This window comes from Scytonema hankhaensis NUACC26, from assembly GCF_045865695.1.
Taxonomy (GTDB): domain Bacteria; phylum Cyanobacteriota; class Cyanobacteriia; order Cyanobacteriales; family Nostocaceae; genus Scytonema.
In genome coordinates, this window is the sequence record NZ_BAACAP010000251.1 from 131,333 (window position 1) to 157,497 (window position 26,165).

At 43.9% G+C, this 26,165-nt stretch carries 32 protein-coding genes and 1 pseudogene; 25 read left to right on the forward strand and 8 right to left on the reverse strand.

Features of this window, described 5'->3' with window-relative positions:
- The first annotated feature begins 11 nt into the window (after nucleotides 1-11).
- Complete coding sequence (locus tag ACKTT2_RS48180) at nucleotides 12-2,102, forward strand: GAF domain-containing sensor histidine kinase (protein ID WP_407900199.1); 2,091 nt, start codon at nucleotides 12-14, stop codon at nucleotides 2,100-2,102.
- Nucleotides 2,103-2,163: 61 nt separating this feature from the next.
- Complete coding sequence (locus tag ACKTT2_RS48185; RefSeq protein WP_407900201.1) at nucleotides 2,164-2,811, forward strand: response regulator; 648 nt, start codon at nucleotides 2,164-2,166, stop codon at nucleotides 2,809-2,811.
- Between the two features lie 74 nt (nucleotides 2,812-2,885).
- Here the strand turns inward: ACKTT2_RS48185 and ACKTT2_RS48190 are convergent, their stop codons facing one another.
- Both ACKTT2_RS48190 and ACKTT2_RS48195 read right to left on the reverse strand, forming a co-directional pair.
- Nucleotides 2,886-4,574, reverse strand: coding sequence for an FAD-dependent oxidoreductase (locus ACKTT2_RS48190; RefSeq protein WP_407900203.1), 1,689 nt, complete (start codon nucleotides 4,572-4,574; stop codon nucleotides 2,886-2,888).
- A gap of 457 nt (nucleotides 4,575-5,031) precedes the next feature.
- Nucleotides 5,032-5,223 (reverse strand): hypothetical protein, encoded by a 192-nt coding sequence (locus tag ACKTT2_RS48195; protein ID WP_407900205.1) that lies wholly within the window; start codon nucleotides 5,221-5,223, stop codon nucleotides 5,032-5,034.
- Nucleotides 5,224-5,526: 303 nt separating this feature from the next.
- Between ACKTT2_RS48195 and ACKTT2_RS48200 the strand changes: the two genes are divergently transcribed.
- The 11 genes from ACKTT2_RS48200 (at nucleotide 5,527) to ACKTT2_RS48250 (ending at nucleotide 11,189) form a co-directional block, all read left to right on the forward strand.
- Nucleotides 5,527-6,225 carry a pirin family protein gene (locus ACKTT2_RS48200; protein WP_407900207.1) on the forward strand — a complete coding sequence of 233 codons (699 nt, stop codon included), beginning with the start codon at nucleotides 5,527-5,529 and terminating at the stop codon, nucleotides 6,223-6,225.
- Between the two features lie 71 nt (nucleotides 6,226-6,296).
- Nucleotides 6,297-6,734: a YybH family protein gene (locus ACKTT2_RS48205; protein WP_407900209.1), complete on the forward strand. Its 438-nt coding sequence runs from the start codon at nucleotides 6,297-6,299 to the stop codon at nucleotides 6,732-6,734.
- A 76-nt stretch (nucleotides 6,735-6,810) separates the two neighbouring features.
- On the forward strand, nucleotides 6,811-7,545 hold the full coding sequence (locus tag ACKTT2_RS48210) for an NmrA family NAD(P)-binding protein (protein ID WP_407900211.1): 735 nt from the start codon (nucleotides 6,811-6,813) through the stop codon (nucleotides 7,543-7,545).
- Between the two features lie 12 nt (nucleotides 7,546-7,557).
- A complete protein-coding gene (locus ACKTT2_RS48215) occupies nucleotides 7,558-7,863 on the forward strand; it encodes a hypothetical protein (RefSeq protein WP_407900213.1) in 306 nt (101 codons plus the stop codon).
- A 235-nt stretch (nucleotides 7,864-8,098) separates the two neighbouring features.
- Complete coding sequence (locus tag ACKTT2_RS48220) at nucleotides 8,099-8,248, forward strand: hypothetical protein (protein ID WP_407900215.1); 150 nt, start codon at nucleotides 8,099-8,101, stop codon at nucleotides 8,246-8,248.
- The gene (locus ACKTT2_RS48225) at nucleotides 8,248-9,000 is read left to right on the forward strand and encodes an alpha/beta fold hydrolase (protein ID WP_407900217.1); all 753 of its coding nucleotides are present in this window, start codon (nucleotides 8,248-8,250) and stop codon (nucleotides 8,998-9,000) included. Before ACKTT2_RS48220 ends, ACKTT2_RS48225 begins: the two co-directional genes overlap by 1 nt.
- Nucleotides 8,997-9,335, forward strand: a complete 339-nt coding sequence (locus ACKTT2_RS48230) for an SDR family oxidoreductase (RefSeq protein WP_407900219.1) — start codon at nucleotides 8,997-8,999, stop codon at nucleotides 9,333-9,335. Before ACKTT2_RS48225 ends, ACKTT2_RS48230 begins: the two co-directional genes overlap by 4 nt.
- 74 nt (nucleotides 9,336-9,409) lie before the next feature.
- Nucleotides 9,410-10,426, forward strand: coding sequence for an NADPH:quinone reductase (locus tag ACKTT2_RS48235; RefSeq protein ID WP_407900221.1), 1,017 nt, complete (start codon nucleotides 9,410-9,412; stop codon nucleotides 10,424-10,426).
- Nucleotides 10,427-10,492: 66 nt separating this feature from the next.
- Nucleotides 10,493-10,690 carry an SDR family NAD(P)-dependent oxidoreductase gene (locus ACKTT2_RS48240; protein ID WP_407900223.1) on the forward strand — a complete coding sequence of 66 codons (198 nt, stop codon included), beginning with the start codon at nucleotides 10,493-10,495 and terminating at the stop codon, nucleotides 10,688-10,690.
- A 53-nt stretch (nucleotides 10,691-10,743) separates the two neighbouring features.
- Nucleotides 10,744-10,920: a type II toxin-antitoxin system HicB family antitoxin gene (locus ACKTT2_RS48245; RefSeq protein ID WP_407900225.1), complete on the forward strand. Its 177-nt coding sequence runs from the start codon at nucleotides 10,744-10,746 to the stop codon at nucleotides 10,918-10,920.
- The gene (locus tag ACKTT2_RS48250; protein ID WP_407900227.1) at nucleotides 10,917-11,189 is read left to right on the forward strand and encodes a type II toxin-antitoxin system HicA family toxin; all 273 of its coding nucleotides are present in this window, start codon (nucleotides 10,917-10,919) and stop codon (nucleotides 11,187-11,189) included. Before ACKTT2_RS48245 ends, ACKTT2_RS48250 begins: the two co-directional genes overlap by 4 nt.
- Here ACKTT2_RS48250 and ACKTT2_RS48255 read toward each other — a convergent pair.
- Entirely contained in the window at nucleotides 11,159-12,673 is a 1,515-nt protein-coding gene (locus tag ACKTT2_RS48255) for an aromatic ring-hydroxylating dioxygenase subunit alpha (RefSeq protein ID WP_407900229.1), read from the reverse strand. The two genes, ACKTT2_RS48250 and ACKTT2_RS48255, sit on opposite strands and share 31 nt — an antisense overlap.
- 47 nt (nucleotides 12,674-12,720) lie before the next feature.
- On the opposite strand from ACKTT2_RS48255, the gene ACKTT2_RS48260 reads away from it, so the two are divergent.
- The 4 genes and pseudogenes from ACKTT2_RS48260 to ACKTT2_RS48275 all read left to right on the forward strand — a co-directional run bounded on the left by ACKTT2_RS48260 (nucleotide 12,721) and on the right by ACKTT2_RS48275 (nucleotide 13,795).
- Complete coding sequence (locus tag ACKTT2_RS48260) at nucleotides 12,721-12,852, forward strand: hypothetical protein (RefSeq protein ID WP_407900231.1); 132 nt, start codon at nucleotides 12,721-12,723, stop codon at nucleotides 12,850-12,852.
- Nucleotides 12,853-12,864: 12 nt separating this feature from the next.
- Nucleotides 12,865-13,086: pseudogene (locus ACKTT2_RS48265) on the forward strand (tudor domain-containing protein); the annotation flags it as partial.
- Nucleotides 13,087-13,211: 125 nt separating this feature from the next.
- Nucleotides 13,212-13,448, forward strand: a complete 237-nt coding sequence (locus tag ACKTT2_RS48270; protein WP_155745252.1) for a DUF433 domain-containing protein — start codon at nucleotides 13,212-13,214, stop codon at nucleotides 13,446-13,448.
- On the forward strand, nucleotides 13,445-13,795 hold the full coding sequence (locus ACKTT2_RS48275) for a DUF5615 family PIN-like protein (protein ID WP_407900234.1): 351 nt from the start codon (nucleotides 13,445-13,447) through the stop codon (nucleotides 13,793-13,795). The genes ACKTT2_RS48270 and ACKTT2_RS48275 overlap by 4 nt, the downstream gene beginning before the upstream one ends.
- Before the next feature lie 51 nt (nucleotides 13,796-13,846).
- Here the strand turns inward: ACKTT2_RS48275 and ACKTT2_RS48280 are convergent, their stop codons facing one another.
- The 3 genes from ACKTT2_RS48280 to ACKTT2_RS48290 form a co-directional block, all read right to left on the reverse strand.
- Entirely contained in the window at nucleotides 13,847-15,553 is a 1,707-nt protein-coding gene (locus ACKTT2_RS48280) for an RluA family pseudouridine synthase (protein ID WP_407900236.1), read from the reverse strand.
- A gap of 208 nt (nucleotides 15,554-15,761) precedes the next feature.
- Nucleotides 15,762-16,121 carry a S8 family serine peptidase gene (locus tag ACKTT2_RS48285; RefSeq protein WP_407900238.1) on the reverse strand — a complete coding sequence of 120 codons (360 nt, stop codon included), beginning with the start codon at nucleotides 16,119-16,121 and terminating at the stop codon, nucleotides 15,762-15,764.
- Entirely contained in the window at nucleotides 16,112-16,777 is a 666-nt protein-coding gene (locus ACKTT2_RS48290; RefSeq protein WP_407900240.1) for a hypothetical protein, read from the reverse strand. Before ACKTT2_RS48290 ends, ACKTT2_RS48285 begins: the two co-directional genes overlap by 10 nt.
- Before the next feature lie 30 nt (nucleotides 16,778-16,807).
- Here ACKTT2_RS48290 and ACKTT2_RS48295 point away from each other — a divergent pair, with 30 nt between their 5' ends.
- Genes ACKTT2_RS48295 through ACKTT2_RS48305 form a run of 3 tightly spaced genes read left to right on the forward strand, consistent with a single transcriptional unit; the run spans nucleotide 16,808 to nucleotide 18,756 of the window.
- Nucleotides 16,808-17,122, forward strand: a complete 315-nt coding sequence (locus tag ACKTT2_RS48295; RefSeq protein WP_407900242.1) for a tetratricopeptide repeat protein — start codon at nucleotides 16,808-16,810, stop codon at nucleotides 17,120-17,122.
- Nucleotides 17,115-18,074, forward strand: coding sequence for a hypothetical protein (locus ACKTT2_RS48300; RefSeq protein ID WP_407900244.1), 960 nt, complete (start codon nucleotides 17,115-17,117; stop codon nucleotides 18,072-18,074). The genes ACKTT2_RS48295 and ACKTT2_RS48300 overlap by 8 nt, the downstream gene beginning before the upstream one ends.
- Nucleotides 18,067-18,756 carry a hypothetical protein gene (locus ACKTT2_RS48305; protein ID WP_407900246.1) on the forward strand — a complete coding sequence of 230 codons (690 nt, stop codon included), beginning with the start codon at nucleotides 18,067-18,069 and terminating at the stop codon, nucleotides 18,754-18,756. The genes ACKTT2_RS48300 and ACKTT2_RS48305 overlap by 8 nt, the downstream gene beginning before the upstream one ends.
- 164 nt (nucleotides 18,757-18,920) lie before the next feature.
- Here the strand turns inward: ACKTT2_RS48305 and ACKTT2_RS48310 are convergent, their stop codons facing one another.
- Both ACKTT2_RS48310 and ACKTT2_RS48315 read right to left on the reverse strand, forming a co-directional pair.
- Entirely contained in the window at nucleotides 18,921-19,259 is a 339-nt protein-coding gene (locus ACKTT2_RS48310; protein ID WP_407900248.1) for a HepT-like ribonuclease domain-containing protein, read from the reverse strand.
- The gene (locus ACKTT2_RS48315) at nucleotides 19,256-19,546 is read right to left on the reverse strand and encodes a nucleotidyltransferase family protein (protein ID WP_407900250.1); all 291 of its coding nucleotides are present in this window, start codon (nucleotides 19,544-19,546) and stop codon (nucleotides 19,256-19,258) included. The genes ACKTT2_RS48310 and ACKTT2_RS48315 overlap by 4 nt, the downstream gene beginning before the upstream one ends.
- A gap of 504 nt (nucleotides 19,547-20,050) precedes the next feature.
- Here ACKTT2_RS48315 and ACKTT2_RS48320 point away from each other — a divergent pair.
- The 5 genes from ACKTT2_RS48320 to ACKTT2_RS52485 all read left to right on the forward strand — a co-directional run bounded on the left by ACKTT2_RS48320 (nucleotide 20,051) and on the right by ACKTT2_RS52485 (nucleotide 26,028).
- Complete coding sequence (locus tag ACKTT2_RS48320) at nucleotides 20,051-20,344, forward strand: type II toxin-antitoxin system HicB family antitoxin (RefSeq protein WP_407900252.1); 294 nt, start codon at nucleotides 20,051-20,053, stop codon at nucleotides 20,342-20,344.
- A gap of 691 nt (nucleotides 20,345-21,035) precedes the next feature.
- Nucleotides 21,036-21,959, forward strand: a complete 924-nt coding sequence (locus tag ACKTT2_RS48325; protein WP_407900286.1) for a CHAT domain-containing protein — start codon at nucleotides 21,036-21,038, stop codon at nucleotides 21,957-21,959.
- 192 nt (nucleotides 21,960-22,151) lie between these two features.
- Entirely contained in the window at nucleotides 22,152-22,811 is a 660-nt protein-coding gene (locus ACKTT2_RS48330) for a tetratricopeptide repeat protein (RefSeq protein ID WP_407900254.1), read from the forward strand.
- A 125-nt stretch (nucleotides 22,812-22,936) separates the two neighbouring features.
- Entirely contained in the window at nucleotides 22,937-24,286 is a 1,350-nt protein-coding gene (locus tag ACKTT2_RS48335; RefSeq protein WP_407900255.1) for a CHAT domain-containing protein, read from the forward strand.
- A gap of 17 nt (nucleotides 24,287-24,303) precedes the next feature.
- Nucleotides 24,304-26,028 carry a tetratricopeptide repeat protein gene (locus ACKTT2_RS52485; RefSeq protein WP_500691437.1) on the forward strand — a complete coding sequence of 575 codons (1,725 nt, stop codon included), beginning with the start codon at nucleotides 24,304-24,306 and terminating at the stop codon, nucleotides 26,026-26,028.
- Nucleotides 26,029-26,165: the final 137 nt, after the last annotated feature.

Consider the following 26,165-nt stretch of genomic DNA (forward strand, 5'->3'; position numbering starts at 1 on the left):
CTGGTGATATATTGCTAACTATCCTGGTACGTGAAATGCTGGAAAAGGCAGAGGAAGCCTTAGAGTTACCTATGGAACCTGACTTAGAGCTGGATATGCAACTGCTTCGGCAACAGATTGCCAAACTAACAGAGGCAAATGTTACCTTGCAAACCGAACTTGCTAAGTGTCGGCAAGCAGAAGTTGCGCTGCAAGGCAAGATAACACAAGCGTATCGAGAGCTTAACAAGTTGAAAGGTGCCGAGCAACTAGCCCACCGACAAACAACAGTCTTAGTCCGCACGCTAGAAGAACTAGTCGAGAATCCAGATCTAGACAGATTTTTAGGTCAGGTAATGATTGCCATTGCTCAGCAGTTAAATGTCCCCATTACTAGTGTTTGGCTAGTAGATTCAGCCAAAGAAGTCGCTTACCTGTATATGATGTGCTACGAGGGGCAGATTCTAACTGGGGAACAGCAGTTGGGACATCCCAATGCAACGGTGCCAGATTCTATAGCTGACAGTGCTGCGTGGCAAACTGTCTATTCAGCTCGTCGTCTGGTCATTCACAGTAACATCGCCAATAATCCTGTGTTTAAGCCATCACAACGCGAGTGGCTGATAGCTCACAGTATAAGTAAGCTGCTCTCAGTACCCCTACTACTCGGCTCGGAGACAATTGGCAAGTTGACTCTGGCTCTTAAAGACGGCAACTTTACAGCCGAATCGGTTAAGCTAAGCCAAGCACTGGCACACCAAGTCACGCTCGCCTTGCATATAAACCGCTTAGTTGAGCTAAGTCGGGAGACTGCCATTCTTCAAGAGCGAAATCGCTTAACCCAGGAGCGTGCAGCCGAGCTAGCAAAGGCAAACGAAGTGTTACAGGCTGAGATTACTGAACGCCACCGTGCCGAACAAGTGTCCCGAGGGCAGACAGAAACCCTGGTTAAGGTTCTCACAGTTCTGAATGCAGAGCCTGTCCTGAACGACAACTTTCTTGGCTATGTGCTGCAAGCAATTGCCGAACAGTTAGGCGAGTGTTCTGGCGGTGTCTGGCTGTACGACCAAATACAAGACAATACAGTATTGCATGTCAACTACGAGGATAGTCAGATCCAACCCGTAGCACAGACCTCTACTTGCGTCCCTTTATCACAAAATCCGCTTAGGAAGTGGGATGAAGAATATCTGCCGTTGCTACGGGAGAAAAAGATTTTGATCCACAAGGAACAGGATTTTACCCAATCGTTTGCATACGCCCCTTACTGCACAAGCTTGGCAAAGCGGGGGATTAAGACAATTCTTATTGTTCCTCTTGTTTTCGCACAGACACTCTTAGGATACCTTACCATACGCAGCAAGAAGCAGCGCGACTACAAGCTTGAGGAGTTGGAACTAGCTCGCGTGTTGGCGTATCAAGCTAGCTTAGCCATTCAGATCGCTCGGTTAGCCAAGCAAGCGCAAGAATCGGCAGTGCTGGAGGAACGCAATCGCATGGCGAGGGAGCTCCACGATAATTTAGCACAGGGCTTTACTGGTATTGTGGTACAGTTGGAAGGTGCTGAAAACGTCCTGACCAAGGCACCCCAGAAAGCGCAAATGCGCCTTAATCGGGCACGCCAGTTAGCCCGTGAAAGTCTCGCTGAGGTGCGCCGTTCAGTGCGGGCGTTACGTCCTCAAGCACTCGAAGCAAGCGATTTAGCACGTGCCTTGGTTAGCATCGCCGAAAGGATGACCCAGGACACATCGGTTAAAGTGAGTTTTCAAGTGACTGGTACGTATGTTTTGTTACAGCCAAATGTAGAAGAAAATCTGCTACGCATATGTCAGGAAGCACTGACCAATGTCTTAAAACATACTTGTGCCACCAATGTATGGATTGAGTTAGTCTATACTCGTCAAGAGGTCTGCCTGAGCGTGCATGATGATGGACAAGGCTTTGACCTTGACTCGCAGCGGCAGGTAGGAAATTCTGAAGCAGAGAGTACTGGAGTCGGTTTCGGTCTAACTAGTATGCGCGAACGAGCTGAGTACGTTGGCGGACGCTTGACCATAACTAGTAAGCTCGGTCAAGGAACAAAAGTTAGCGTTGCGATACCAGTTCTCCCAAATACCAAGTAAGCGCGATCGCAAGCTGTCTGGCAATTCCCAACTCTTCAATAGTTGAAACAAAGTAGTACACATGAGTGAAAAGGAACTGGTTCACAAAGAACAAATCCGTGTTCTGGTCGCAGACGATCACCCCGTTGTGCGCGAAGGTCTAGCTTGTATCATCGAAGACTCTAAGGATATGCTCGTTGCAGGCGTTGCCGCAAATGGACACGAAGCAGTGGAACTCTTCAGCCAGTATAAGCCTGATATTACTCTTATGGATCTGCGGATGCCACAAATGGAAGGTGTCGAAGCTATAACGCTCATCCGCCAACAATCAGCAAACGCCCGCATTATTGTGCTGACGACTTACGATAGTGACGAAGATATTTACCGCGCCTTACGTGCTGGCGCGATGGCATATCTACTTAAAGACACATCGCGCCAAGAGTTGCTCAACACAATCCGTGCTGTACACGCAGGTCAGAAGCGCATCTCACCGGAGATGGCACTCAAATTGGTCGAGCGACTAAATAGCCCGGAACTCTCCGCCCGCGAGGTAGAGGTCTTACGCCTGATTGTCGCTGGTAAAAGCAACAGCGAAATCGGTACGACACTTTACATTACCGAAGGCACAGTTAAAACTCATGTCAAGACTATTTTAAAGAAGTTAGAAGCTAGCGATCGGACTTCTGCGGCAACCACGGCGCTCAAACGTGGTCTCGTGCGGCTGGATTGACATTTGCCTACTGCCTGGTTGTCAAAGAAGCGTTGAATCGTGCGAGTTGTGGTCTCGCGAACTGCCGTAATTGACTATCCGTTCTGCTCACTTAAAAACTGATGTACCTGGCTGATGATGATTGCCCCCTCACCCACCGCTGAGGCAACACGCTTCACAGAACCAGAGCGTACATCGCCAGCAGCGAAGATACCAGGAACACTGGTCTCCAGGATCATCGGGTGTCTTTGTAATTTCCAGACTTCACGATCGATAAGCTGAACACCTGTACAAACAAAGCCTTTCTCATCCAGCGTCAAGCAGTTTTGCAACCAATGGGTATTCGGAACTGCACCAATCATTAGAAAGACATAGCGAATATTATGCGTTTCGGTTGTATCAGTGCGGCTATTATGCCAAGTCACTTCTGCTAGATGCCTATCACCGTTTAAGGCAGTGATTTCAGTCTGTGTATGTAGAGTGATTCGCTCCGAGGCGTTGATGCGATCGATTAAGTAATCAGACATACTCGCTTTCAGATTCTCACCGCGTACCAGCATATGAACGTGGCTGGCATAACCGGATAAGAAGACAGCCGCTTGTCCGGCTGAATTCCCACCTCCTACAACAATGACTTGCTCGTTCTGGCAGAAACTTCCTTCCATCGCCGTTGCGGCATAATAAACCCCCGCATTGTCAAAGGGATGATCGAAATTCAGAGTTCGATACCGCGCACCAGAGGCTACTACAACGGTTTTAGTCTGAATCTTTGTTTGATTATCTAACGTCAGGGTGAACGGTTGTCTTTGGCAATCAATATTGTTGACAGAAAAGGGAAGTGCAATGGTTGCGCCGAACTTCTGAGCCTGCACCTGTGCCCTTCCAGCCAGAGCCTGCCCAGAAATTCCAGTAGGGAAACCCAGATAGTTTTCAATTTTTGAGCTAGTGCCAGCCTGTCCCCCTGGCGCTTCAGCCTCTATCACTACAGTATCTAAGGCTTCTGAAGCAGCATAAACAGCAGCGGAAAGCCCAGCAGGTCCACCACCAATAATAGCGACGTCATAGATATGGTCTGGTGGCAGTGTCTCGACTAAGCCAAGGCATTCAGCTAATTGTAAGTTAGAAGGATTGTACAACAGCTCCTCGCCCAAGTGAATGTACACCACTGGGAAATTTTCTTCTTCAATGTCAACATCTTTCAAAAAAGCTGTTTCCTGGCAGGCAGTATCATAATCAAGTACCTCCAAAGGATAGCCGTTGCGGCGTAAAAATCTTTCAATTCGCAGCTTATCAGCAGATTCTTTCATCGCAATCAGCGTGACAGAGCCTTGTTGGTGGGAAATAAAGCCCATCCGACGGAGAATAAACGCTCGCATGACCAATTCACCGATATCCGGCTCAGCAGTCATCAGTTTGTGAAACTGCGGGCGATGAAAGCGCAATACACTCCCGTCCTCGCCCATACGACCGCCGACCAAAATTTGTCGGTCATTCAATAAATCTAATTCTCCAGTGAACTGATGTTCCCGGTGTACAGTAAACACATTCAGCCCATCACGTCGATGCTCGTAAATCTCTATATTGCCCTGCAATACGATAAAAAAATCAACGCTACGTTGCCCTCGCTCAAACAGGATAGTTCCTTTTGGCAAAAATTCTTCCTGACCGAGCAATCTGGCTCGCTGAATCTGCTCCTCTGTCAAGATGGGGAACGTTTGAGCAGTACGGACATAAGGATCTGTTGGATCGAATGGATTGGCTGGTCTATCAAAATTTGTTTCCATTGATAGGATTCTTCTCAATCACTTTTATTATAGATGAGGAAATGCTTAAGCAGAGGAGTAAGTGAACTGGAGTAATCCAGAGTAAAACGGAGTAATTCGTCTTACTGACTCCGCCATGACTCAACTTTGAACCAGTTTCAAAGTTACCCGTAAGGGTTGGTTTAGGTCTGCTTAGGAGTGATGACGCGCGGGAGATTAGCCAGTCTCAAGCGTCGGGCAAGGAACATGGCTGCGTCACACAGTGCAACACCAAAACCCATAAACACAAGCTCTTAAGCAGTGTCGAGGCAAACAATACCCCGCAAGGGAGCGCTCAAATGAGCAACAAGGTAAATTTGGGGTTCGGTTAAGTCCGATTAACCCCAAATTACTCCAAATAATTCCGAAATAATGAAACTTGGTAGCATGACGGGACGGATTTGATTGCCATCCTTAAGCGTCGTCTTGCTGAAATGTTTCAGGACATGACGAAACCGCATCGACGGTTCCAACAGCATTGTTTCCAATGGCATTCACCGAATCCAACCCCGATTGCTTCTACCTTCAGCCGGATTTCGCCAGAACCAGGTTCAGCTACAGGATGTGTTTCATACTTCATTACCTCTGGTTCGCCAGTTCCGTAAATCCGAACGATCGTATTTTCTTTCATCTAAAAACCTTCGTGAGCGGGGAACATGAGCGTCTTTAGACCAAAAAGGAACCGCGACACGTGCCATTTTAATGGCAGTCCAAATATCTTAGAAAACATACGAGTAACCGTCCTTTTTATGAATATGCTTGCAATATTTATGACTGATTCCTTGAACTAATCCAGGGGTAGAAAGTACTCCTCCTTAAGAAGAGTCGTGCGGTTGCTCTTTAGAGGCAGCTGAATTTGCCATAAATGAGCGATGGCAAGAAAGAAACTTGTTTCTACTCTTAATAAATAGAGTTTGGTACAAGGTAGCAGGTAATGATTGAACTTCGACTAGCCCAGGAAAGAGGTCACACGCAGTTTGGCGGGCTGGACTCTTACCACACGTTTTCCTTCGGCTCCTATCACGATCCGCGCTACCTTGGTTTTCGCGATCTCCTAGCTCTCAATGAAGTTTGCGTGCAAACTGGCTGCGGTATCCCAGCACACGCTCACCAAGACGTAGAAATACTCCTCTACGTTCTTAAAGGCAGTCTCGTGCATGAAGACAGCTTAGGCAACCATGCGCTCGTCCATACTGGTGACATAGAGTGCATGAGTGCTGGAACTGGCATCGCACACTCCAAAGTTAATCTTTCTGCGACTGAACTCGTTCATCTGTTGCAAATTTGGCTCGTACCCGAACAAGAAGGATTGCCACCCTGTTACGAACACAAAACATTTTCCTTTAAGGAACGACGCAACGTGCTACGCCTAGTCGCTTCCCAACATGGTCGCGATGGGTCTTTAACTATCCACCAAGATGCCTTGCTCTACCTCACCACCCTAGATAAGGAGCAACAAGCCGTCTATCACCTCAGCAGAAGCCGCCATGCCTGGATACAGGTGATGCGGGGGGAGGCGATGCTCAATGGTACTCCAATTAAAGCAGGTGATGGTGCCGCAGTGCGTGACGAAGAACGACTGGCGATCGCTGCTATTAATACGGCGGAAGTGCTGTTATTGGAACTAGCTTGATGAGGAAACAAGCCATAATGACCAAAAGCTACTCATCCTGATAAACAACTCATATATTAAGGAGATAAGCCGTGCAATTGACATTGATACCAAAAGAACGCGAAGAATTTAAGAACTTGGTGCAGGATTACCTCGCTGCTTGGAGTCCTGGGCGTAATTCATTTGAAATCAGTTCTGCAGAACGCTTTTACAGCAAAGGAGCCGAACTAACCGCCTACGATGTGTTCCACACTGACGGGGTTATCAAAGGTTGGGATAACTACAAGGCTGAATTAACTCGGATTATGAATAGCTTTGCCGATTTCAATATTATCCTAAACAAGGACGATTTGGAGGTATTTCGCCAAGGTGATATTGCCTGGACAGCTTGCTACTTCAAAATCCAAGGAACTTTCAAGAGCGGTCAATCGGTTGAGACAGTTGGTCGTGCATCACTTGTTTGGCAACGGCAAGACGACGGACGCTGGTTAATTGTTCACGAACATTCTTCAGCGCCAATTATGAGTTGAACTCGACTTCATCCATTTTATTTAGCTTTGACCATTTGGGATTTTTGCCAGAGGCGGGCATCCACAATCAATAGCAATGAATGTTTCTTACCGTATAGAGCAAGTTAGGAGCATGAACAAACCAACTGCACGTACAATTCTCGTAATTGGAGCAACAGGTGCAATGGGTCGCCCTATTGTTAGCCGACTGCTGGCTGATGAAAATAATAACTGGCACATTCGTGCTTTTACTTGTAATCCTGAAAGCTCTCATGCACAACAACTTCTCGAAATGGGCAAGGAAGGAAACCGAGTTGAGCTTTTTCAAGGTGACATTAATGACTCTGCTAGTGTTGCAGCAGCAATGGAAGGTGTATATGGTGTGTTTTGCAATACCAATTTCTGGGAAAGTTGCACTGTAAGCGCCGAACGCGAACAGGGATTGCGATCGCTTGAAGCAGCACGTACTGCTGGAGTGCAACACTTTGTGTATTCGTCATTAGATTCCTGTGTTACCCTGTCTCACGGTCGCCTTCCAGTGCCTCATTTTGACTCTAAAGCTGCGGTGGAGCATGAAATTAACTGGCGACGTTCTGAGGAATTCATGAATCAGGAATCTGATGGTTGGTATTCGCGCCACGTCACTGTGCTTGTCACATTACCTTACATTGAGAACGTTAAGCAATTTGCTGTACCCGAACAGGGTACACTGAGTGATGGCCGTGAAGGAGTCATTTTCAGATTGCCAATGGCTGATGCAGTCTGGCCAATGGTAGCGCTTGATGATATTGCTTTCTTCACTGCTCACATCTTCGCACATCCAGAAGAATGAGGTGGTAAGACATTGCCGATTGGAAGTGAAAGCCTCACGTTTGGGGAAATTGCCGCTGCGCTGGAGCGTGTAACAGGCGTTGGAGCCGAATACAGTCCGATGACTCTAGAAGAATATGCTGCCCTCGACATTCCCAATGTCCACGATCAGGTTAATATGCTGCAATTTTTCATTGAGTACGGATTGCCACGGGATTACGAATCGCTGTTGAAAATTCACCCAGACTTGATGAGCTTCGAGAAGTGGCTCAGGAAAACTGGCTGGCGGGGCGAACCTAGTGAAGTGCAGAAAGATGCCATGACTGGTAGCAAGAAGTAGAAACAAGAACAAACTATGAATTATAAACCCACCATTCTCGTTCTCGGTGCTACAACTAACTCTGACTGGTCAACAAAGCTACCCTGTGACAGAGACGATTCGCAGAATTGGTGCCGTCAATCAAATTGAAGATGATGTAGCCAGCCTCTTCTTCAAACAGGTGTAATTGTCGCTGTAAAGACTTAGCAGATTAGTCGTAAACGCTGTTGTTAAGCAAGGATAAAGACTATGGTTAATGAGGAAAGTTTCAACACCAGATTTACTCATTGCACGGCTGAAGTCAATGGTATTCGTTTACACTACGTTACGGGAGGCAGGGAGAACGGGGAAGCAGTCTTGCTCCTTCACGGCTATCCACAAACCTGGTACGGGTGGCGGAAGGTGATGCCCACGCTTGCCGAGCGCTATAGGCTTTACGTACCGGATATGCGTGGCTTGGGTGAGAGTAGCCGTCCTGCCGATGGCGACTACACGAAGAAAGCAGTGGCTGACGATGTTTATAAGCTGTTGCAAAGTTTGGGGATCGATCGTGTCTACGTCGCGGGTCAGGATATGGGCGCACCTGTTGCCTACAGCCTTGCTGCTCAGCATCCCGATCTCGTGGCTGCGGTGGCTTTGATCGATTCTGGTATTCCAGGTTTGGGACTAGAGGCAGCAATGAATCCGGCTCAAGGTGGCTCTTGGCACTTTGGCTTCTTTGCAGCCCCAGAGTTTCCCGAAATGCTAACCAAGGGACGCGAAAAAGAGTTTTTGACGAAATTCGCTTTCAGGTCGCACTATGTGTATCGGCAAGAGGCTATCACCGATGCCGACATTGAGGAATATCTCCGCTCCTACGTGGCTCCTGGTGGCATGAGTGCAGGCTTTGGCTACTACCGCGCTTTCGCCCAAGATGCGATCGACAATGCCACTTTAGGCAAGACACCGCTCTTGATGCCATTTCTTGCAGTAGGCGGCGACAAAGGAAGTGGTAACTTTATGCTTACCAACGTCGCTCGTACAGCCTCAAATGTGCGCGGTGTTATCCTCGAAAATTGCGGTCACTTTGTTTATGACGAGTGCCCTGTTGAACTGAGTCAGCAACTTCTATCTTTCTTTGAACAAGAATGTTTTGGTGCAGTAAAGGAGAAACTATGATTTTGGTAGCTGGTGCAACCAGCACTGTTGGACAAGAGTTAATCAAACGTCTTACTAGGCTGGGTCTTCCGGTGCGTGTCCTTGTACGCAACTCGAAGACGTTACAGATTCACTACGCATGGAATTGGCACAGAACCGAAATCGGTGTTGCCTGTATCGAATCAGCCGGAGTTACCACGGGCATTTATGACGGTTGGCAACAGAACAAGAGTGATTACTTCGTGAGAGAAGAACCGATCGAACCAGAAGACGTTGCACGGGCCATTCGTTTCATTCTGGAACAGCCTGCTCATGTCCGCATTCCCAAACTGGCCGTCTTTCCAGCGGCTCATTGACAGAAGATTTTTGGTTAAGTCTGTCAACGCTCAACTGATTGTTTGCATGGAGTATTTAGATAGTGGAGAAAACAATGGAAACAATACAAACAATGCAAGCCGCTTGGTATGAAAAGCAAGGTGCGGCAAAGGACGTGATGCAGTACGGTGAAATGCCCGTACCGAATCCTAGTCCCGGTGAAGTTCGAGTCAAGATTCATGCCTCAGCTGTGAACCCATCCGACACCAAAACGCGCGGCGGTTGGGGTGGAATAGCAATGCCGTTTAAGCATGTGATTCCACACAATGATGGGGCAGGGGTGATTGACAGTGTCGGTGAAGGCGTTCCCACGTCTCGTATCGGTGAGCGGGTTTGGCTTTATGAAACGCAGCGAATACGAGGGTTTGGCACGGCGGCTGAATACGCTGTGGTACCGAGTGACAAAGCTGCTCGTCTGCCTGATAATACTAGTTTCCCGGAAGGAGCTTGCCTCGGTGTTCCAGCGATGACAGCGCATCGTTGTGTATTTGCCGATGGGTCTGTAAAAGGACAGACAATTCTAGTCACTGGTGGTGCAGGTGCAGTTGGCTACTATGCCCTACAACTGGCAAAATGGGGGGGAGCGACTGTTGTTACCACAGTGAGTCGTCCCGAACAAGCGGAACTAGCTAGGCGTGCTGGGGCAGACCACATCATTAACTACAAGTCAGAAGATGTGGCGCAGCGCATCAAAGAAATCACAGGCGCAGAAGATGGACGCGGGATCGATCGTATCATTGATGTCAATTTCACAGCGAATCTACCAATTACAGAGGCAGTGTTGCGACCAAACTCTGTTGTCACATCTTATTCAAGCGCTAATTCAGACGATCGCCCCGCGCTACCGTTCCTGTCGATGCAACTGAATAACGTTACGATTCGCTTAGTGCTGGTTTACACAATGCCAAATGAAGCCAAGCAAGCGGCAATTCGCGACATCACTTCTGCCCTTGAAGCGGGCGCGTTACGCCACAACATTGCTCAACGCTTCTCGCTCAATGAAGTTGCTGCGGCTCACGAAGCACAGGAAAGTGGCAAGCTGATTGGTAAAGCGGTGATTGAGATTGCTTAACCGAATAATTTATGATCGTGTGAACTAAGTTGAAATTGCGTTTCAAATACAAAGGAGACTTAGCTAATGACTCAGAACGTCTTTGAAACTGTGACACTGAATGACGCTAAGAGGGCGATCGTTAACACCAGCAGCACCACGTCGATCGTCGGGAATCCAATGATGGTCACTTACGCTTCAACTAAGGGAGCAATTAACGTCTTCACCAAGTCGCTGGCAGAATCCCACAGAAGAAGTTGCTCCGAACAAAGCGATGCTGGTTAATGTGGTCGAAGCAGTGGAAAACGCATCGTTGAGCTTGCAGCTACGTTACCCTAGTGACTGGCGGCAAGTTTTACGGTCTTAGCCTCAGAGGATGTATTAGCCAAGGTAAGACTAAAGATGAGGCACTAGCAAACATAAAGGAAGCGATCGCGGGTTACATCGCAGCTTTAGAGGAAGATGGTTTACCCGTTCCAGAAGAAACTTTTGAAGCATTTCTGGCTGTTGTGTGAGTAAATTACCAAGAATTTCAGGCAAAGAGTGTGTAAAAGCTTTGCAAAAGGTAGGGTTTTATCAAAAGCGGAGAGAAAGCAGCCACATAATTCTTCGCCGAGATGAACCGTTTATCCAAGTCGTTGTTCGAGATCGTCAAGAATTAGCAACACGAACATTACGAGCAATTAATTATTCGAGATGTCGGTTTAAGTGTGGAGGAATTCATCCTGTTATTGTAGAGTGTCCTAGAAAAAATCAATCATTGCGGGCGTGTTCAAACTTATAAATATAGAAGAGTCGGCTAAATCTCTTGAGCTGGTATCCCACTACTGCAAATAGAATTGCGCCTCCAATTGCCAACCAAAAACTAGCAGGAGGAATAACAGCCAGAATCGAGTCACCTGTTTGCTGAGAGGATGCGATCGCCTCTGGCGCAAGCGAAGCTATCGCAACTTTCACAGCCATAGCCCGTGCATCCACAATTACCCCCACAAACAAACACACAGCAGCAGCTACATAAGCCGATACAGAGAGGCGATTGAAATTTTTCAGAGCATCTTGGCAAACCTTACAGTGTTGAGTATGAGTTGTCCAAACATCAAAAAGCTTTTGCTTGTCCCCCTCTTCTGAAGCAAGACGAGCTTCCGCAGCCCAAGGAACACCACCTCCTGCTCTTGTCTCCAACCACTGACGAAAAGTAATTACCATTTTGTCTTGAGGGTTGGGAGTATAAACTGCATTGAGCCATTTGTCCTTTCGTCGCTCCAGAATCTTCTGCTGATAGTGAAGGAACACCAAATCTTGATGTAAGAATAAAGAAGACAACACGTGAATTAACCAATTTGGCATGGGTAGTCCAAAAAAACCCAACCCATTTGGCTTTTGCCCTGCATTATTCTTCACTAACACTTGACATCCTATATGACGGCACCATCCCGGTCGAGTCGGGGTAGCATATAATGCTAGTATGAGCTTTCCACCATCCGTATTGCTTGTGACAATTCTCATGTGACATGGTGGTTGAAAGTCATGAACTGCTTGTTCTATATTAGGAGCCGTTGGCGTAATTTCAAAAGAAAACCCATCTTGGGTAGATACATTCCGCACTCTCTTCATGTCATAGTACTTGGCATCTTTGTAGCGATTACCAATAATTCCGTGGTGAGAGACAGGAACATGAGCGGGATCTGCCACATTCTCCATGAAAAAGTCCCATCCGTAGGGAAGATCGCGTATATTCCAAGATAGCTGCACCACTTTATCTGAGATATTCTCAAGCTCTGGTATGATTCGTGGCGATCGCAATTGACTTTCCTGTTGAGCTTGTGAACCTGACTCTGACCATACCCACAGCAAACCTTGGCATTCTTGAGTGGGATAAGCGACAGCACATGACCTCGTGCTCGAGCAATTCTTTGCCTCAGTTTGCTTATTTTGTGATTGAGGAATGTTGACACAGTTCCCTTGAGAATCAAAACGCCAAGCGTGGTATGCACACAAAAGCGTTCCATCAGATTCCACACGACCTTCTGAAAGTGGAACCAATCGATGAGGGCAACGATCTTCAAAACATCGCCATTTATTAGCTCCATCGCGCCACAACACAATATCTTTTCCCAGTAACTGCATTGCGTGCGGGCGAGAAGAGTCTAGGAAATCTACAACAGCCACCGGATACCACTGTTTAGTCCACTGAAATACTTCTTCTTGCTGTTGAAATTGTTCGACAGTATCACGTATGTTTCCTGGCAGACTTATCTCAGTAGTCACGGAGACTCCTTTCTTGAATAAAACAAACTCTTTTAAGAAATTTTAACATGACATCCATAGAGACGAGCGCCCAATTGATAGGTATCCCAATTCCTCGCGTTGCAGGGGTTCTCGCCGTCGAGCAAGAACAGCAGTTAACGCCCCGCGCTATGAAAACTGATACCGATCGGTATACATAAGGGACAAAAGTAGAGGTTTGGGATAGTGACGATGAGGAGTGGTACAAGGCAACTGTTGAACAAGTGAAAGGTAACCGTTACTTTATTGAATATACTGGTTACAATTCCTCTCATAACAAGTGGGTTGAAGAAGACAATATTCGGACACGCGCTCGCGCTTCATCTGGCGACGGTGAGTATAGATTGGGTCAATTTGCTGGTCTTCAATCAGTAGCGAATCCTACCGTCAACTGATTGATTCTGAATTCTGAATTCTTCTTCAAAAAAAGTGTTTTCTCGCAGGTTTAACACTATCAAGTATAATTGTACCTTAACAAGCTGTAACCCTTAAAACGTAACGTTTGCTGAGAACTGACAACATGGATAACACACTTTTACAACGCATCACCCATAATCCTGATATCTGCCATGGAAAACCGTGCATCCGAGGACTTCGTTACCCAGTTGAGTTAATCTTGGAGTTACTAAGTTCTGGTATGACCACGGAGGAAATCTTGGAAGATTATGACGACATAGAGTATGAGGATATTTTGGCTGTCTTGTTGTTTGCAGCTCGACTTAGTCAAGTTAAAAGCATTCATAAAATTGCCTCATGAAATTTCTTGTTGATGCTCAGTTACCGATTCGCCTTGCGCGTTTTCTACAAGCTTCAGGTTACGATATTCATACCAGAGATTTACCTAAGCAAAAGGCTACCTCGAATCCTGAAATTAATGTTATATCAATTCAAGAAAGTCGAATTTTAGTTACAAAAGATTCAGATTTTATCAACCCTTTCTTAACTGTTCAGCAACCCTATAAACTACTTTTAATTACAACAGGGAACATTAAAAACTCAGAACTTGAAACCCTGTTTTCAGAAAACTTTCAATCTTTAGTTGAACTTTTTAAAGAGCACTCCTACATTGAAATGAGCCAGAATACCATTATTGTGCATTTGTAGTCTCAGTCAAGATTTTAGACGCTCAATTTTGTCGCTGCCACAAATTCCCTGTCAAAATGGTGTCTTTGCCTCCAAGTACAAAGCTTTTCCGTGCTGCGGATGTTGAAAGCAAAGTTCTCTAGCGTGCAAATGTAATCGACTTGCTTCAACATGACATCCATAAAGACGATCGCCCAATATAGGTATTCCAAGTCCGCTTTTATCAGCAGCATGAACTCTCAGTTGATGAGTCCGCCCTGTAAGGGGTATAAATTCTACGCGAGTATAGTTTCCTTCTTTCGCCACTACCTGAAAGTGAGTTACGCTAGGTTTTCCATACTGCCAATCAACTTGTTGATGAGGACGATTTTCAGGATTTCCCCACAAAGGTAATTCTATAACACCGCTCTCAGTGGTAAGAGAACCAGCAAGCACGGCTTCATAAACTTTGTGAACTTGTCGTTGCTGAAATTGCTGACTGAGTTGCCGATAAGTTTGCCCATCGCGAGCTAGCAAAAGAATACCAGAAGTGTCTTGGTCTAAGCGATGTACAGCCATAAGTTCTTCACCATCTGGCAACAAATGACGCAAACGACTCAGAATACTGTCTTGGCGATCGCGATAACGTCCTGGAACTGATAATAACCCCGCAGGTTTGTTGACAGCAATCAACCATTCGTCTTCATAAATAATGGGAAGTTTTTTTTCTTGTTGATAATGTAAAGATACGTCTGTTGTTTCTACATTTTCCAATGGCAATCCCGAAAGCAAAAATCCCATGAATTGCTGACACCGTTCCGCACAAGCTCCATAAAATTCTCCCGGAAATTTATCTTGGTTATTAGAAGATATTCCCCACCAAAACTCTGCCATTGCCAATGGTTTTAAACCATGTGTTGCCGCACAGTGAAGCAACTTTGGAGCACAACAATCTCCTGTTCCGGTAGGCATAGAACCTTTTGGAATTAACTGTTGCAATGATGAAGATTGCCCTAAAAAATTCACGACAGAGTAAGAAGCGTGCATCTGAGCTTGAAGTTTACGGGATAGTTCTTTCCGCAACTGTTTCAATTCGCGAATTTGCCTATCTGTCGTTTCAATCAATTGCTTGAGCGATCGCAATGCTTCATCCCGAAGACGTTTGAATCTACGTTTTTCGATTCCATTCTGACGGCTTTCTTCATCAAGTTGTTCGAGGGCTACAGTTAGTGATTCTCCTGTTAGCGTCTCACAAAATTTTAAGCGTTTTTCGTGTCGTTGTTGCTTGCTATTTTGATGGCGAGCGCTCATTTCTTGCAGGCGTAACTCAAACTCACGCGACAAAATTTCATATTGCTGTCGTTCTGGAAGTTGCTTGAGGAAAATAAGTTTTTGCTTAATAGTTTCCAATTCAACCAGTACACTGGCTTCGTCTAAAGCTACTTGTTCTCGCCCAGGAATGCATGGAACCCAGCCCTCAACTATACTGCTACCATTTAGCAGCCCAGAGAAAGCCTTGAGTATCCTTTGTTCTCCCGATGGTAGTTCTACTAGCAAGACTCCATACATCTTACCCTCACGAGAATAACGCTCGTCAGTGGCAAGATATTTCATTAAACCACGAGCGATCGCTTCTACAAAAGGAGTGCGCGGAAGTCTCAGTATTTCACCACTTTGAGGACAGCGCCCTTCATAGTAATAGGTAGGAGTGGAGTTTGCTGTAGTGGGATAAGCCAACTGCCTACGGGCTGAAGCCGTATCGCTTTCAAGAAAATCTGAAAGTGGGTGAAGAAATACCATAAACTTAGAATAAAAATACCACGCACAAACATAAATGGTAGGTCACAATGAATCCAGAAAAACTTGCCTAAAGTAGTTATGTGGCAATAGTCCGAGTTCTTTTCCAATGAGGTACAGATTTATCTGCGTCGATCTACGTTCATCTGCGGTTAATTATTTCTTAGAGTACCTCAACAAAGTGGGAATTGCTATAGCTTACCACCAATCCCTATTTTTGCCTCACACTTGCCACTGCAGCATCAGCATTTACCAAACCCCGTCCGAAAAAATACTCCTGTGCCGATACAGGTTTGGTCTTAGCAAAAATCCCTGAAGGTCGAGAAACTGGAGCATCTACAACAGTGCCAAAACCCACTTCCTTCTGCAACCGATACCGATTAACATCAGCCTTAGAAAGATTTAGCCTATCATAGGTAGCAGTCTTCTTCAAAATTGACACCATTTCCTCCCGACTCAAACGCCGTTTCGGGTCTTCCCCCTTCATGAGTGCCACCACTCCCGATACAATGGGAGCCGAGAAAGAAGTCCCCTGTACCTGGACGTACTTACCTATAGGGTCTAAACCCACACCCCAAGAATTGCCCGGTACAGGTATTCCTTGCCAAAAACCATCCAGCCAAGTGCTTCGACAGGTGTGTCTTTTGGTTGAGATAACTGTGCTAACTGCTGTTCCAAGCGTTGAGTGGCGTTCGGGGTTTCTGGTAAATTAGCGAGATGCGCCAAGAGTTTTGATTGTTGGTAGGATGTGGCTTGAATAAAATTTGGTGTAGCAGATTGCACACCTGTCACCAATTCTAATTGATTCGCCACATTTAAAATCTCTGTCCCGGATACTGACTTAGAACGTACTAAGTACCGATTTTTACTAAACCTCAACGGGCGAATCACTTCTAAATCGTGACGCAGTAATACCATTTGTCTTTGACTTTCAGACATATCCCGCTTAAAGCCGATCGCGATCTCATTAGGTAGAACAATAACTTGCTCGGATTCTTTTTCTTTGGATGTTTCCCCCGATTTGCGGGTTAAAATAGGTAGAGTTTCTTTTACGTAAGACTGCTTTTGAATCTGCTGTTGTACTGAATTTAGGGAACTACGAGTGCCGTTCGGTACACTCATAAGGGCAAAATTTTCTCCCAAAGGTTTTACATCGATATCAAAGCCATTATTGTTAATACTGCGAGTATTGCCACCACCACGTCTTAAATCCTGTTTTAACCGCAAGTGTAAAGGTTAGAATCATTTGCTAATTCAATGCTGAGTATTGCTTATACTAATTTGGGAAATGACCAAAAAGCTATGGAGTCAGCAAAAACAACTTTAGCGTTTGCAAGACAAGTAAAAAATTCAGCTTGGGAAAAAAGTGCATTAGCTTTAATCGGGCATATACATCGCAAGTTTGGCAGAAAAGAACAAGCGATAGTTACCTATCAACAAGCATTAGCAATTCAAACCGATAATCAAGTAAAAGGTGCAGATGCTGGTATTTATGCTGGTTTAGCACAAGTTTATCAGGATTTAAACCAACCTAACATTGCTATTGTTTGTATTCGCGGGAACTATGCCTGATGGAGGAGGATGGCAGACTGTTATACCAGATATCGCTAATTTAAATTGGAGTTTAGATGGGGACATTGACCTATTATTTTGCGATGATATAAAGCGTATACCTTGTTATATGACACTTTTTCCATCATTATTACCGTCATCAACTTCTCATTCAAAACCATTAGGTTTTTCCAGTTTATTGGCTTTATCCCATCAGCTACAAAATCCTACATCTAATTCCTTGAAAGCTAGCGAAAATAATCTGCCAGTTCTCCAACCCAAACTAGATAGTCAAAGCAATTTTTGGCAGCAGCTAAATAATTATCTCAGTCAGAATAAACATAATACAATTTTGCGATCGCCCCGTTCTCGGTTGCAACCAATCACAGATTACAGTACCATAATTGCCCAAATGTGGCTGCATCCTATCATTGATTTTTCTATTCCTCCAAATCAAGTCTATGAATCTGTCCCTGCTTGGCAGCTTTTAGATAACAACACTAGAAATCCACCTTTAGCAAACATACAAAAACAAGTAGTTATCATCGCGCCAGGGGGATATGGGGAAGCAGGAATGTCAATAGATAAAGAAGATAATTTTGATTTACCCCCAGCACTAGATTTTTGGCGACTACAACAGGGAAACAATAGCAGAATTATACCTGGTGGAGAAGTTCATTCATATATGGTGCATCATTTCCTCAAGCAGAGATTGGTCATACCCATTCCCGATGTTTGGATATTGGGGATTGCTGTCTTGATGGGGAAATATCTCTACTATATATTATGCAAAAATCCCCGGTATCGCTGGCAATGGCTGATGTTACTTACTTTACTAACAGGAGTTTATGGAATTATCAGCTTGGAAATATACATATCATCCCTAGCGGTTATATTACCTTGGTTTTTACCATCTGCCACCGTTTGGACATATTTCATAACAGCTTTTTTACGGAGAAAGGTTCATGAATAATGACAACTTGATTTTATCTGGCTTAATGATATCTGTGATGACTGCTACACTCATCCCCGCTTTACCAAATCAAGCATCCCATGCAGAAAACCGTTTTGTACAGTCATCTTTATCCTGGGGGAATATTTTTAGGAGAAAACCTCCCGTGGGAAGGGGTTCAGGTGGATCGCGTCCAACAATACATGGTGTTTGTGTCGCTGCACCAGATTTTGGCGAAACTATTTGGAGCGATCGCCCATTTATAATTTGGCAGGGAAATCTCAAAAAAATCGGACTTTCTCAAGGTATTCCCGATGCGACTGCAACTGAAAATATTAAAATAGGACAGCTTTATGCAAGTTACACGGGAAAACCTTTGCAACTCGGTCAAACTTACAGTTGGTTAGTAGCGGTTATTGACCAATCGTGGACGGGAAATATCCGGTTTACAATTATGGAACCGCAGCAGCGACAACGCATCACTAATGATTTACAACAATTGGAACAACAAGAGAAAAGCAAAAGAACAACTGCTGAGGGTATAGCTTTTGCAAAAGCGAAGTATTTTTTAGAACAAAAACCACCATTGTGGTCGGATGCATTGCAGCAAGCTTACTCAGTGGAAAACCCTTCACCGGATTTAGTCAAGATGCGGGAAGAGGTTATAAAGGATTTGTGTAAATCCAATCAACCACAGACTTAGAATTTTTAACTTTTTGAGAAGTGGGACATACCACATCTTTAAGATGCCTGAAATTAAGCTCCAAACTGTTGTTATACAAGAGTTTGGGCATTTATATCACTAACTACTACTTTTTAGCGATCGCAGAACTTTTAGGTCTACTAACTTTTAGTGAAACGCTATCACTACTTCCCCAATTCTTGTAAAATAGCCTCAAGAGTTGCCTTAAGTTGGGGCAAATTCTGCTCAATCGCGCCCCAAACTCGATTTAAATTCACCTTTAAATAATCATGAATCAGTACATCTCTAAAACCTGCTATTTGCTGCCAAGGTACATCTGGATAAGCTGCTCTGATTTCGGGAGATAACCGCTTCGTTGCTTCCCCAATAATTTCAAAATTTCTAATGACCGCATCTTGAATTATTGTGGTTTGTAAAAATACCTCTTTGCCATCACGAGTATAAGACTCTATACGCTCGATACATTCAAAGATGTTGCTCAAGTACAGCCGATCGTCTCTCATAACGCCACAGCTTCCCGCAACACTTTATCTCTAATCAAATCATGTAGGGTTTCTGGTTCAGTTACATCCACTTTACGTCCCAGCAATTCTGACAAGGACTGTATCAAAGCAATTTGGTCTAGCAAGGTTCGTTGTGGTTCAAGTTCCACCAGAAAATCTACATCACTGTCTAGTCTTGCTTCTCCTCTCGCCACAGAACCAAACACCCGGACATTATACGCTCCGTACTCAGCCGCAATTCTCAAAATTTCTTCCCGATAAGCTTTAAGTATTTCATCAATGCCCATAGCCTAACCCAAAATGATTTCAACAAATCTCTACCTCTAGTTTGGCATTTTCAGGCACATATAAGCTCTTTCCGTAAACGCTTCTTTTTAGTAGCAACATAACTGATTTCTTTTTAATAAGAAGATAATGCAGTGAGATCGGATGCTTTCTTTACTGGTAAGGATTTGCTCTACGGGATGCGGGAAGAACTATCTAGATTTGGGTTTGAATCCCCACCAAGATCTCTCGCCCGTCTGCTCCAGCGTGTTGTTAGATTGGGCTTTCGTGACAAGTTTACAACTTCTGTGCCGCTTTCAGCTTGTTGAAGAATGCAAATCGGCAAAGATAGCTCTCAGGTCATGATTGAATGAGCGAGAGTACTCTTCACGAATTCTGTGGATTTCTTCAACAATCTCATCGTGGAACATAGTCAACCTCCAAAAAGTAGCATTTTATATCATTTTCGGTATAATAAATGCTGGCATAAGGATTATGATGGAAACAATAAGTTGCGATTGCTGTCTATGAATCTTCAATCCGTTGCAAATTTAAACAAGCTGCCTCTTCATATCATAGTTGAACGGCTGGATTCAGGGCATTTTATAGCATCAGTGTCAGAGTTAGCTGATTGTGTAGCCGAAGCTGAAAATCGTGAGGATGCGATCGCATCCCTAGAGGAAAAAATTAAAGCAAGGCTAGCAAATATTGAGATTTTGACGAAGTTTCAAATAATCCCTGGACAGATTTTATTGGTATGTTTGAGGGAGATGAGGAGTTTGCAGAGCTTGCAGAGGAATTGCGGACAGAGCGCGAGCTAGATATAAATGGTGCAGCATGAGCCTTTGGTTCGACTGGATGGATGAAATCTGAAATCGCTCGCCGTGGGTAAGATGCCCACATTACTTGTTTTTGCTCAATTCCTTGAGGGATAAGGTTAAACAATAACGGTTCTTTCGTACAAAGCGCGTGCTAAATCATTAATTAAGTTTGATAAGTTTGCCTTAAAACCAATGCTTACAGGCGGTTGTAGTCGAGATTTAAGCAATCTTACACAAAATGCAGTGAGGAATGGCTTTTATGATTGTCCAGCAAGGGTTTTCAGCTATTTTTTCAACAGTTTAGCACGCTAAGTACGCAAGAACCCAAAAAATATCAATTTTTGAACAACAAACTACTACTTACCGCTGGTTGCAGAAAGCATTAGTCGCCCAAAATAAAATAGAACAAGCATTAGAAATATCAGAACGCGGTAGAGCCAGATCAATTATTGATTTAATTACCTCAAAATCAATCAGAAGTAACGAATCTTTAAACACAATCCCGTCCATCGCCCAAATAAAAAAAGTCGCTTAACAGCAAAAAGTCACATTTGTTGAATATTCCTTAGTCAAGGATGAAAAACTTTACATTTGGGTAGTCAAACCCACAGGAGAAATCGTCTTTAAACAAGTAGACTTAAAATCCCTCAAAACACCTCTGAAAAAATTAGTAGAAACCAGTCGTCGATCTATTGGTGTTACAGGACGTGGTGCTAAGGTTGAACACACACCCCTACCAAATCCAGAAAATCAAAAACAACGCTTACAACAACTCCACGAACTCCTAATTACACCCATCGCCAACCATCTCCCCAAAAATCCTGACGATCGCGTTATTTTTATCCCCCATGAATCCCTATTTCTCGTTCCCTTCCCAGCGCTCCAGGATGCAAATAACAAATACCTGATTGAAAAGCATACCATATTCACTGCTCCAGCGATTCAGGTACTAGACTACACCTGCAAAAACGCAGAAACATTAAATCTTGCGTCTCTACAACCCAAAGATACATTACTGGTGGGAAACCCAATTATGCCCATTACAGGGATTCCTCCCATACAACAACGTCCTTTACCCGGTACGGAAAAAGAAGCGAAAAAAATAGCTCCCATTCTCAATACTCAACCTCTTATCGGTAAACAAGCAACAAAATCTGCTGTACTGGGAAAAATATCAACAGCCAAAATAATTCATTTAGCCACACATGGGTTACTCGATGGATTTGGAGAAAGAATACCAGGTGCGATCGCATTGGCTCCCGATACTCCTGGTGTCAACGAAGGATTGCTCAAAACCACCGAAATAATTGACTTAAATTTGAAAGCAGACTTAGTAGTTTTGAGTGCGTGCGATACGGGTAAAGGGGAAATCACAGGTGATGGAGTCGTGGGATTATCCCGTTCCTTGCTGACTGCGGGAGCAGAAAGTGTCATCGTTTCCCTGTGGGCAGTTGATGATGGTTCCACTTCAGAATTAATGGTGGAATTTTACCGCCAATTGCAGCAAAAACCTGACAAAGCCAAAGCACTGCGTCAAGCGATGTTAATGACAATGAAAAAACATCCCCATCCCATACATTGGGCAGCTTTCACCCTAATTGGGAACGCAGAATAAACCTGAACTTAAAAAAATTTCACCAAAGCGCAAAATTTTTGCATATCCTCCTTTCCCTCAGAAATACATAAACACAAGAGAAGAAAAGAGACTTCCAGAACGCGAAAAAACATTGTAATTCACTCTACGATCGTATCTATTCCTCTTGAGCAAACATCACTCAACAATTATCAATATCAAGGACTCAGAAAAATGAAAAAATTCACATTAGCACTTGGCATGGCTGTATTAGGTGCAATTGTTTCCAGTCCCAAAGTATTCGCAGAAAACCTCAATCAACTAGAACCAATTCTCATCGCTCAAGCCAAACCTCAACTCAAGCCACAACTACAATTACCCTCAATTAAACTCCAATTGACACCTAACTCCAACCCTGAAAATAGCAACAATATCGAGACATTACTAAATCAGGCAGGAGAGTACTTAGAAAAGGGTAATTATGACAAAGTGGTTGAAAATTGTAACCAGGTCTTAGAACAGGATAAGAATAATTATGGAGCCTATATAATGCGAGGTTTAGCATACACCCAGCTAGAACAATACCAACCAGCAATCAATGACTTTAACCAAGCAATTAACATTGAACCCAAATCTCATTACTCTTACTTTGGTAGAGGCTTTGCTCTCTTCCACTTAAAAGAATACGAACAGTCACTAGCAGACTTTAACCAAACAATAAAACTGGAATCAGATTTTGCCCATGCTTATTTCTGGCGCGGCATTACTCAAGGTTATTTAGGTAATAAACAGGGAGCAGTTGCAGATTTACGACAAGCTGCGGAACTGTATAAGAAAGAAGGTAAAACCGACAATATGAAGACAGCACTTGACCTTTTAAAGCAAATTAGTTAGTGCAAATACTAAGTCAAGATTCCCGACTTTTTCAAAAGTTTGGGAATCTGTAGCACTAGCAAAAGCCTCAATTTACCCTATTCGCATATCTTATAAATCTCCCTACCTTAACCACTCTCAGAATCATGCTAAATCCAAAATACCTCTTAAAGATAATTATCTCCACAATAACTATTAGTCTTGTCGCTATAAACTCAACTTCAATTAATCATGCGATCGCTTCGGAAAAATCACAAAATCAGTTAGAGATGACAGCAGAGAACAAAGATAATTCTCCAGCCCAACAACCTAATAAATCATCACTTGTAAAAGTAGCTCAACAACAAAACGCCACACTTGTACAGTATTCAATCATAGCGCATGAATCCATAGTTGATGGTAAACCCCAAACTCAAGAATCAGAACTATATATTTGGGTGATTAAGCCGAATGCTGAAGTAGAATTTCGCAAAGTTGACTTAAAAGCTTGGGAAAAAATAGAAAAAATTTCATTTCTCAACTTGTTAAGAAGAAATAGACGCGCATTTAGTGCTAGAAGTACAGATATAAAAGGAGCTAAAGTCGAACCCGAACCAAAGGAAAATAACTTATCACCTGATTTACAAAAATTGCATCAAATATTAATTAAACCCATTGCTGATTTCATACCACAAAAACCCGAGGAAAAAGTTATTTTTATTCCTCAAGGTGAATTTTTAACTGTTCCATTTACTGCATTAAAAGATACAAATGGTAAATATTTAATTGAGAAACATACGATTTCCACTGCACCATCAATTCAGGTATTAGATTTACTTTACCAACGAAAAATAAAACGTAAGGGTGAACAAGCTTTCGTCCCCAAAAATATAACAGGTGATGAATTATTAATAGTAGGTAATCCTACTGCGCCAAAAACACCCCTAAAAGCAGGAGAGGAAATCTGTAAATCACCACCATTACCGGGTACGGAGAAAGAAGCAAAAGCGATCGCACAAATATTTAAAGCTCAAGCACTCATAGGTGATGCTGCCACAGAAACCGCGATCGCACAAAAAATGCCCCAAGCCAAAATAATTCACTTAGCAGCCAATGCTTTTCCTGATAATTGTCAGAAGGAAAACTCTCCTGATGCGATTGCCCTTGCTTCTTCAGATCGAGATGACGGTTGGTTGAGAACTGAAGAAATCCAGAATATGAAGCTCAAAGCTGATTTAGTTGTCTTGACTGGTTGCGATACAGCATTGGGAAAAATCACAGGTGATGGTGTTATTGGGCTTTCCCGTGGTTTTTTAGTGGCTGGTGCAGATAGCGTCATAGGTTCACTATGGGATGTTGATGATATGGCGACGGCATTTCTGATTACTGAGTTTTATGTTAATTTAAGCAGAAATACGGATAAAGCTGATGGGTTACGTCAAGCGATGCTGGAAACGATGAAAAAGTATCCAAATCCTCGCGATTGGGCTGCTTTTACGCTGATTGGTTTGTTGTAGTGGTGAGGGGTATGACGATGCGTTCCTGCAAAATTGGGTTAAGTGTGTTTATTTGTTTGTTGGCTGTTTTTTCGACTTCATTAAGTTCTAGCTTGCCGATGGTATTTACAGCGTCGCAGGTGTTAGCGCAGACTAATACTAACCGCAAAGCAGAAGCAGAGAAAGTGATGCAGCAAGGTCGTGAGCAACTCCAAACCAGTCAATTCACCGCTGCATTACAATCTTGGCAACAAGCACTTTTAATCTACCGCGAAATAAAAGACCGTCAAGGCGAGGGGAAAACACTGGGAAATTTAGGTCTGGCTTACCATTTTCTGGGAGATTACCGCAAAGCCATTGAATACTATCAGCAAAGTTTGCCAATCTTGCGAGAAATTAAAGACAGTAAAACCGAGGGTATTGTACTCTCGAATTTCGGTAATACCTATGATAACTTGGGAGATTACCGCAAAGCCATTGAATACCATCAGCAAAGCTTGAAAATCGCCCAAGAAATCAAAGACCGTCAAGGCGAGGGGGCTGTATTTGGAAATCTCGGTATTGCTTACTATAGTTCGGGAGATTACCGCAAAGCCATTGAGTACCATCAGCAACACTTGAAAATCGTCCAAGAAATCAAAGACCGTCAAGGCGAGGGGGCTGCATTTGGAAATCTCGGTATTGCTCACCACGATCTGGGAGACTACCCTAAAGCCATTGACTACCAACAGCAAAGATTGAAAATCGCGCAGGAAATTAAAGACCGTTTAGGAGAGAGACAATCACTGGGAAATCTTGGTCTTGTCTACTATAGTTTGGGAGATAATCTCAAAGCTATTGACTACCAACAGCAAAGTCTGAAAATCGCCCAAGAAATCAAAGACCGTCAAGGCGAAGGCGCGACACTCGGAAATATCGGTATTGCCTACTATAGTCTAAGAGACTACCCTAAAGCCATTGAGTACCAACAGCAAAGTCTAAAAATCGCTCAAGAAATTAAAGACCGCCGAGGGGAGGGTCAATCACTGGTAAACCTTGGTCATGCCAACTATCGTTTGGGAGATAATTTCAAAGCCATTGATTCCTATCAGCAAAGTCTGAAAATTGCCCAAGAAATTAAAGACCGTCAAGGGCAGGGTAATGCGTTGGGTGGTCTCGGTAATACCTACTATAATCTGAGAGACTACCCCAAAGCCATTAAGTACCAACAGCAAAGGTTGAAAATATCTCAAGAAATAAAAGACCGTCGAGGGGAGGGTGCTGCACTTAACAATTTAGGACTTGCTTACTACAAACAAGGAAATCTCAAGTTAGCAGAAAGTATCCTATTTGAGGGGATAAAAGTTTTAGAATCTCTGCGATATCGAGAATTAAAGGATAGTGATAAAATCTCTTTTTTTGACACTCAAAGTAGTATTTATCGCCTTGTAACGAGAGAAACTAGCATATCCTCCCTCACTCCCAGAAATACAAATAAGCAAACAATCCAAAATCTAAAATCTAAAATCCAAAATCACCATGTCCCACATCAAACGCCGTCAATTTCTCCAATTCGCTGGTTCTGCTTTAGCCACAATGGGTATCAGCCAGTTAGATATTATGCTTCAAGGAGAACGTTACGCAAAAGCTTTAGCACAAGACACACCCCGCAAACTGGCGTTACTTCTGTACGTTCGCTCATTTTTGAAGGGCAAGAGGAATTAATGCCTGACTGTGTAAGGTTTCAACGTGATTGTGGATCTGATAGTGGTGATACCGTGTAATACTTGGGGAAGGGTTTGACAGCCTACCGGTGTATTACACGGTAGGGGGGGTCGAGCCTTCCCGTGTAATACATGGGAGGAATTAGAGGCGAGCGTGCATAAATATGCCCTTGGTGTAATTCTTCATATTACGTCCG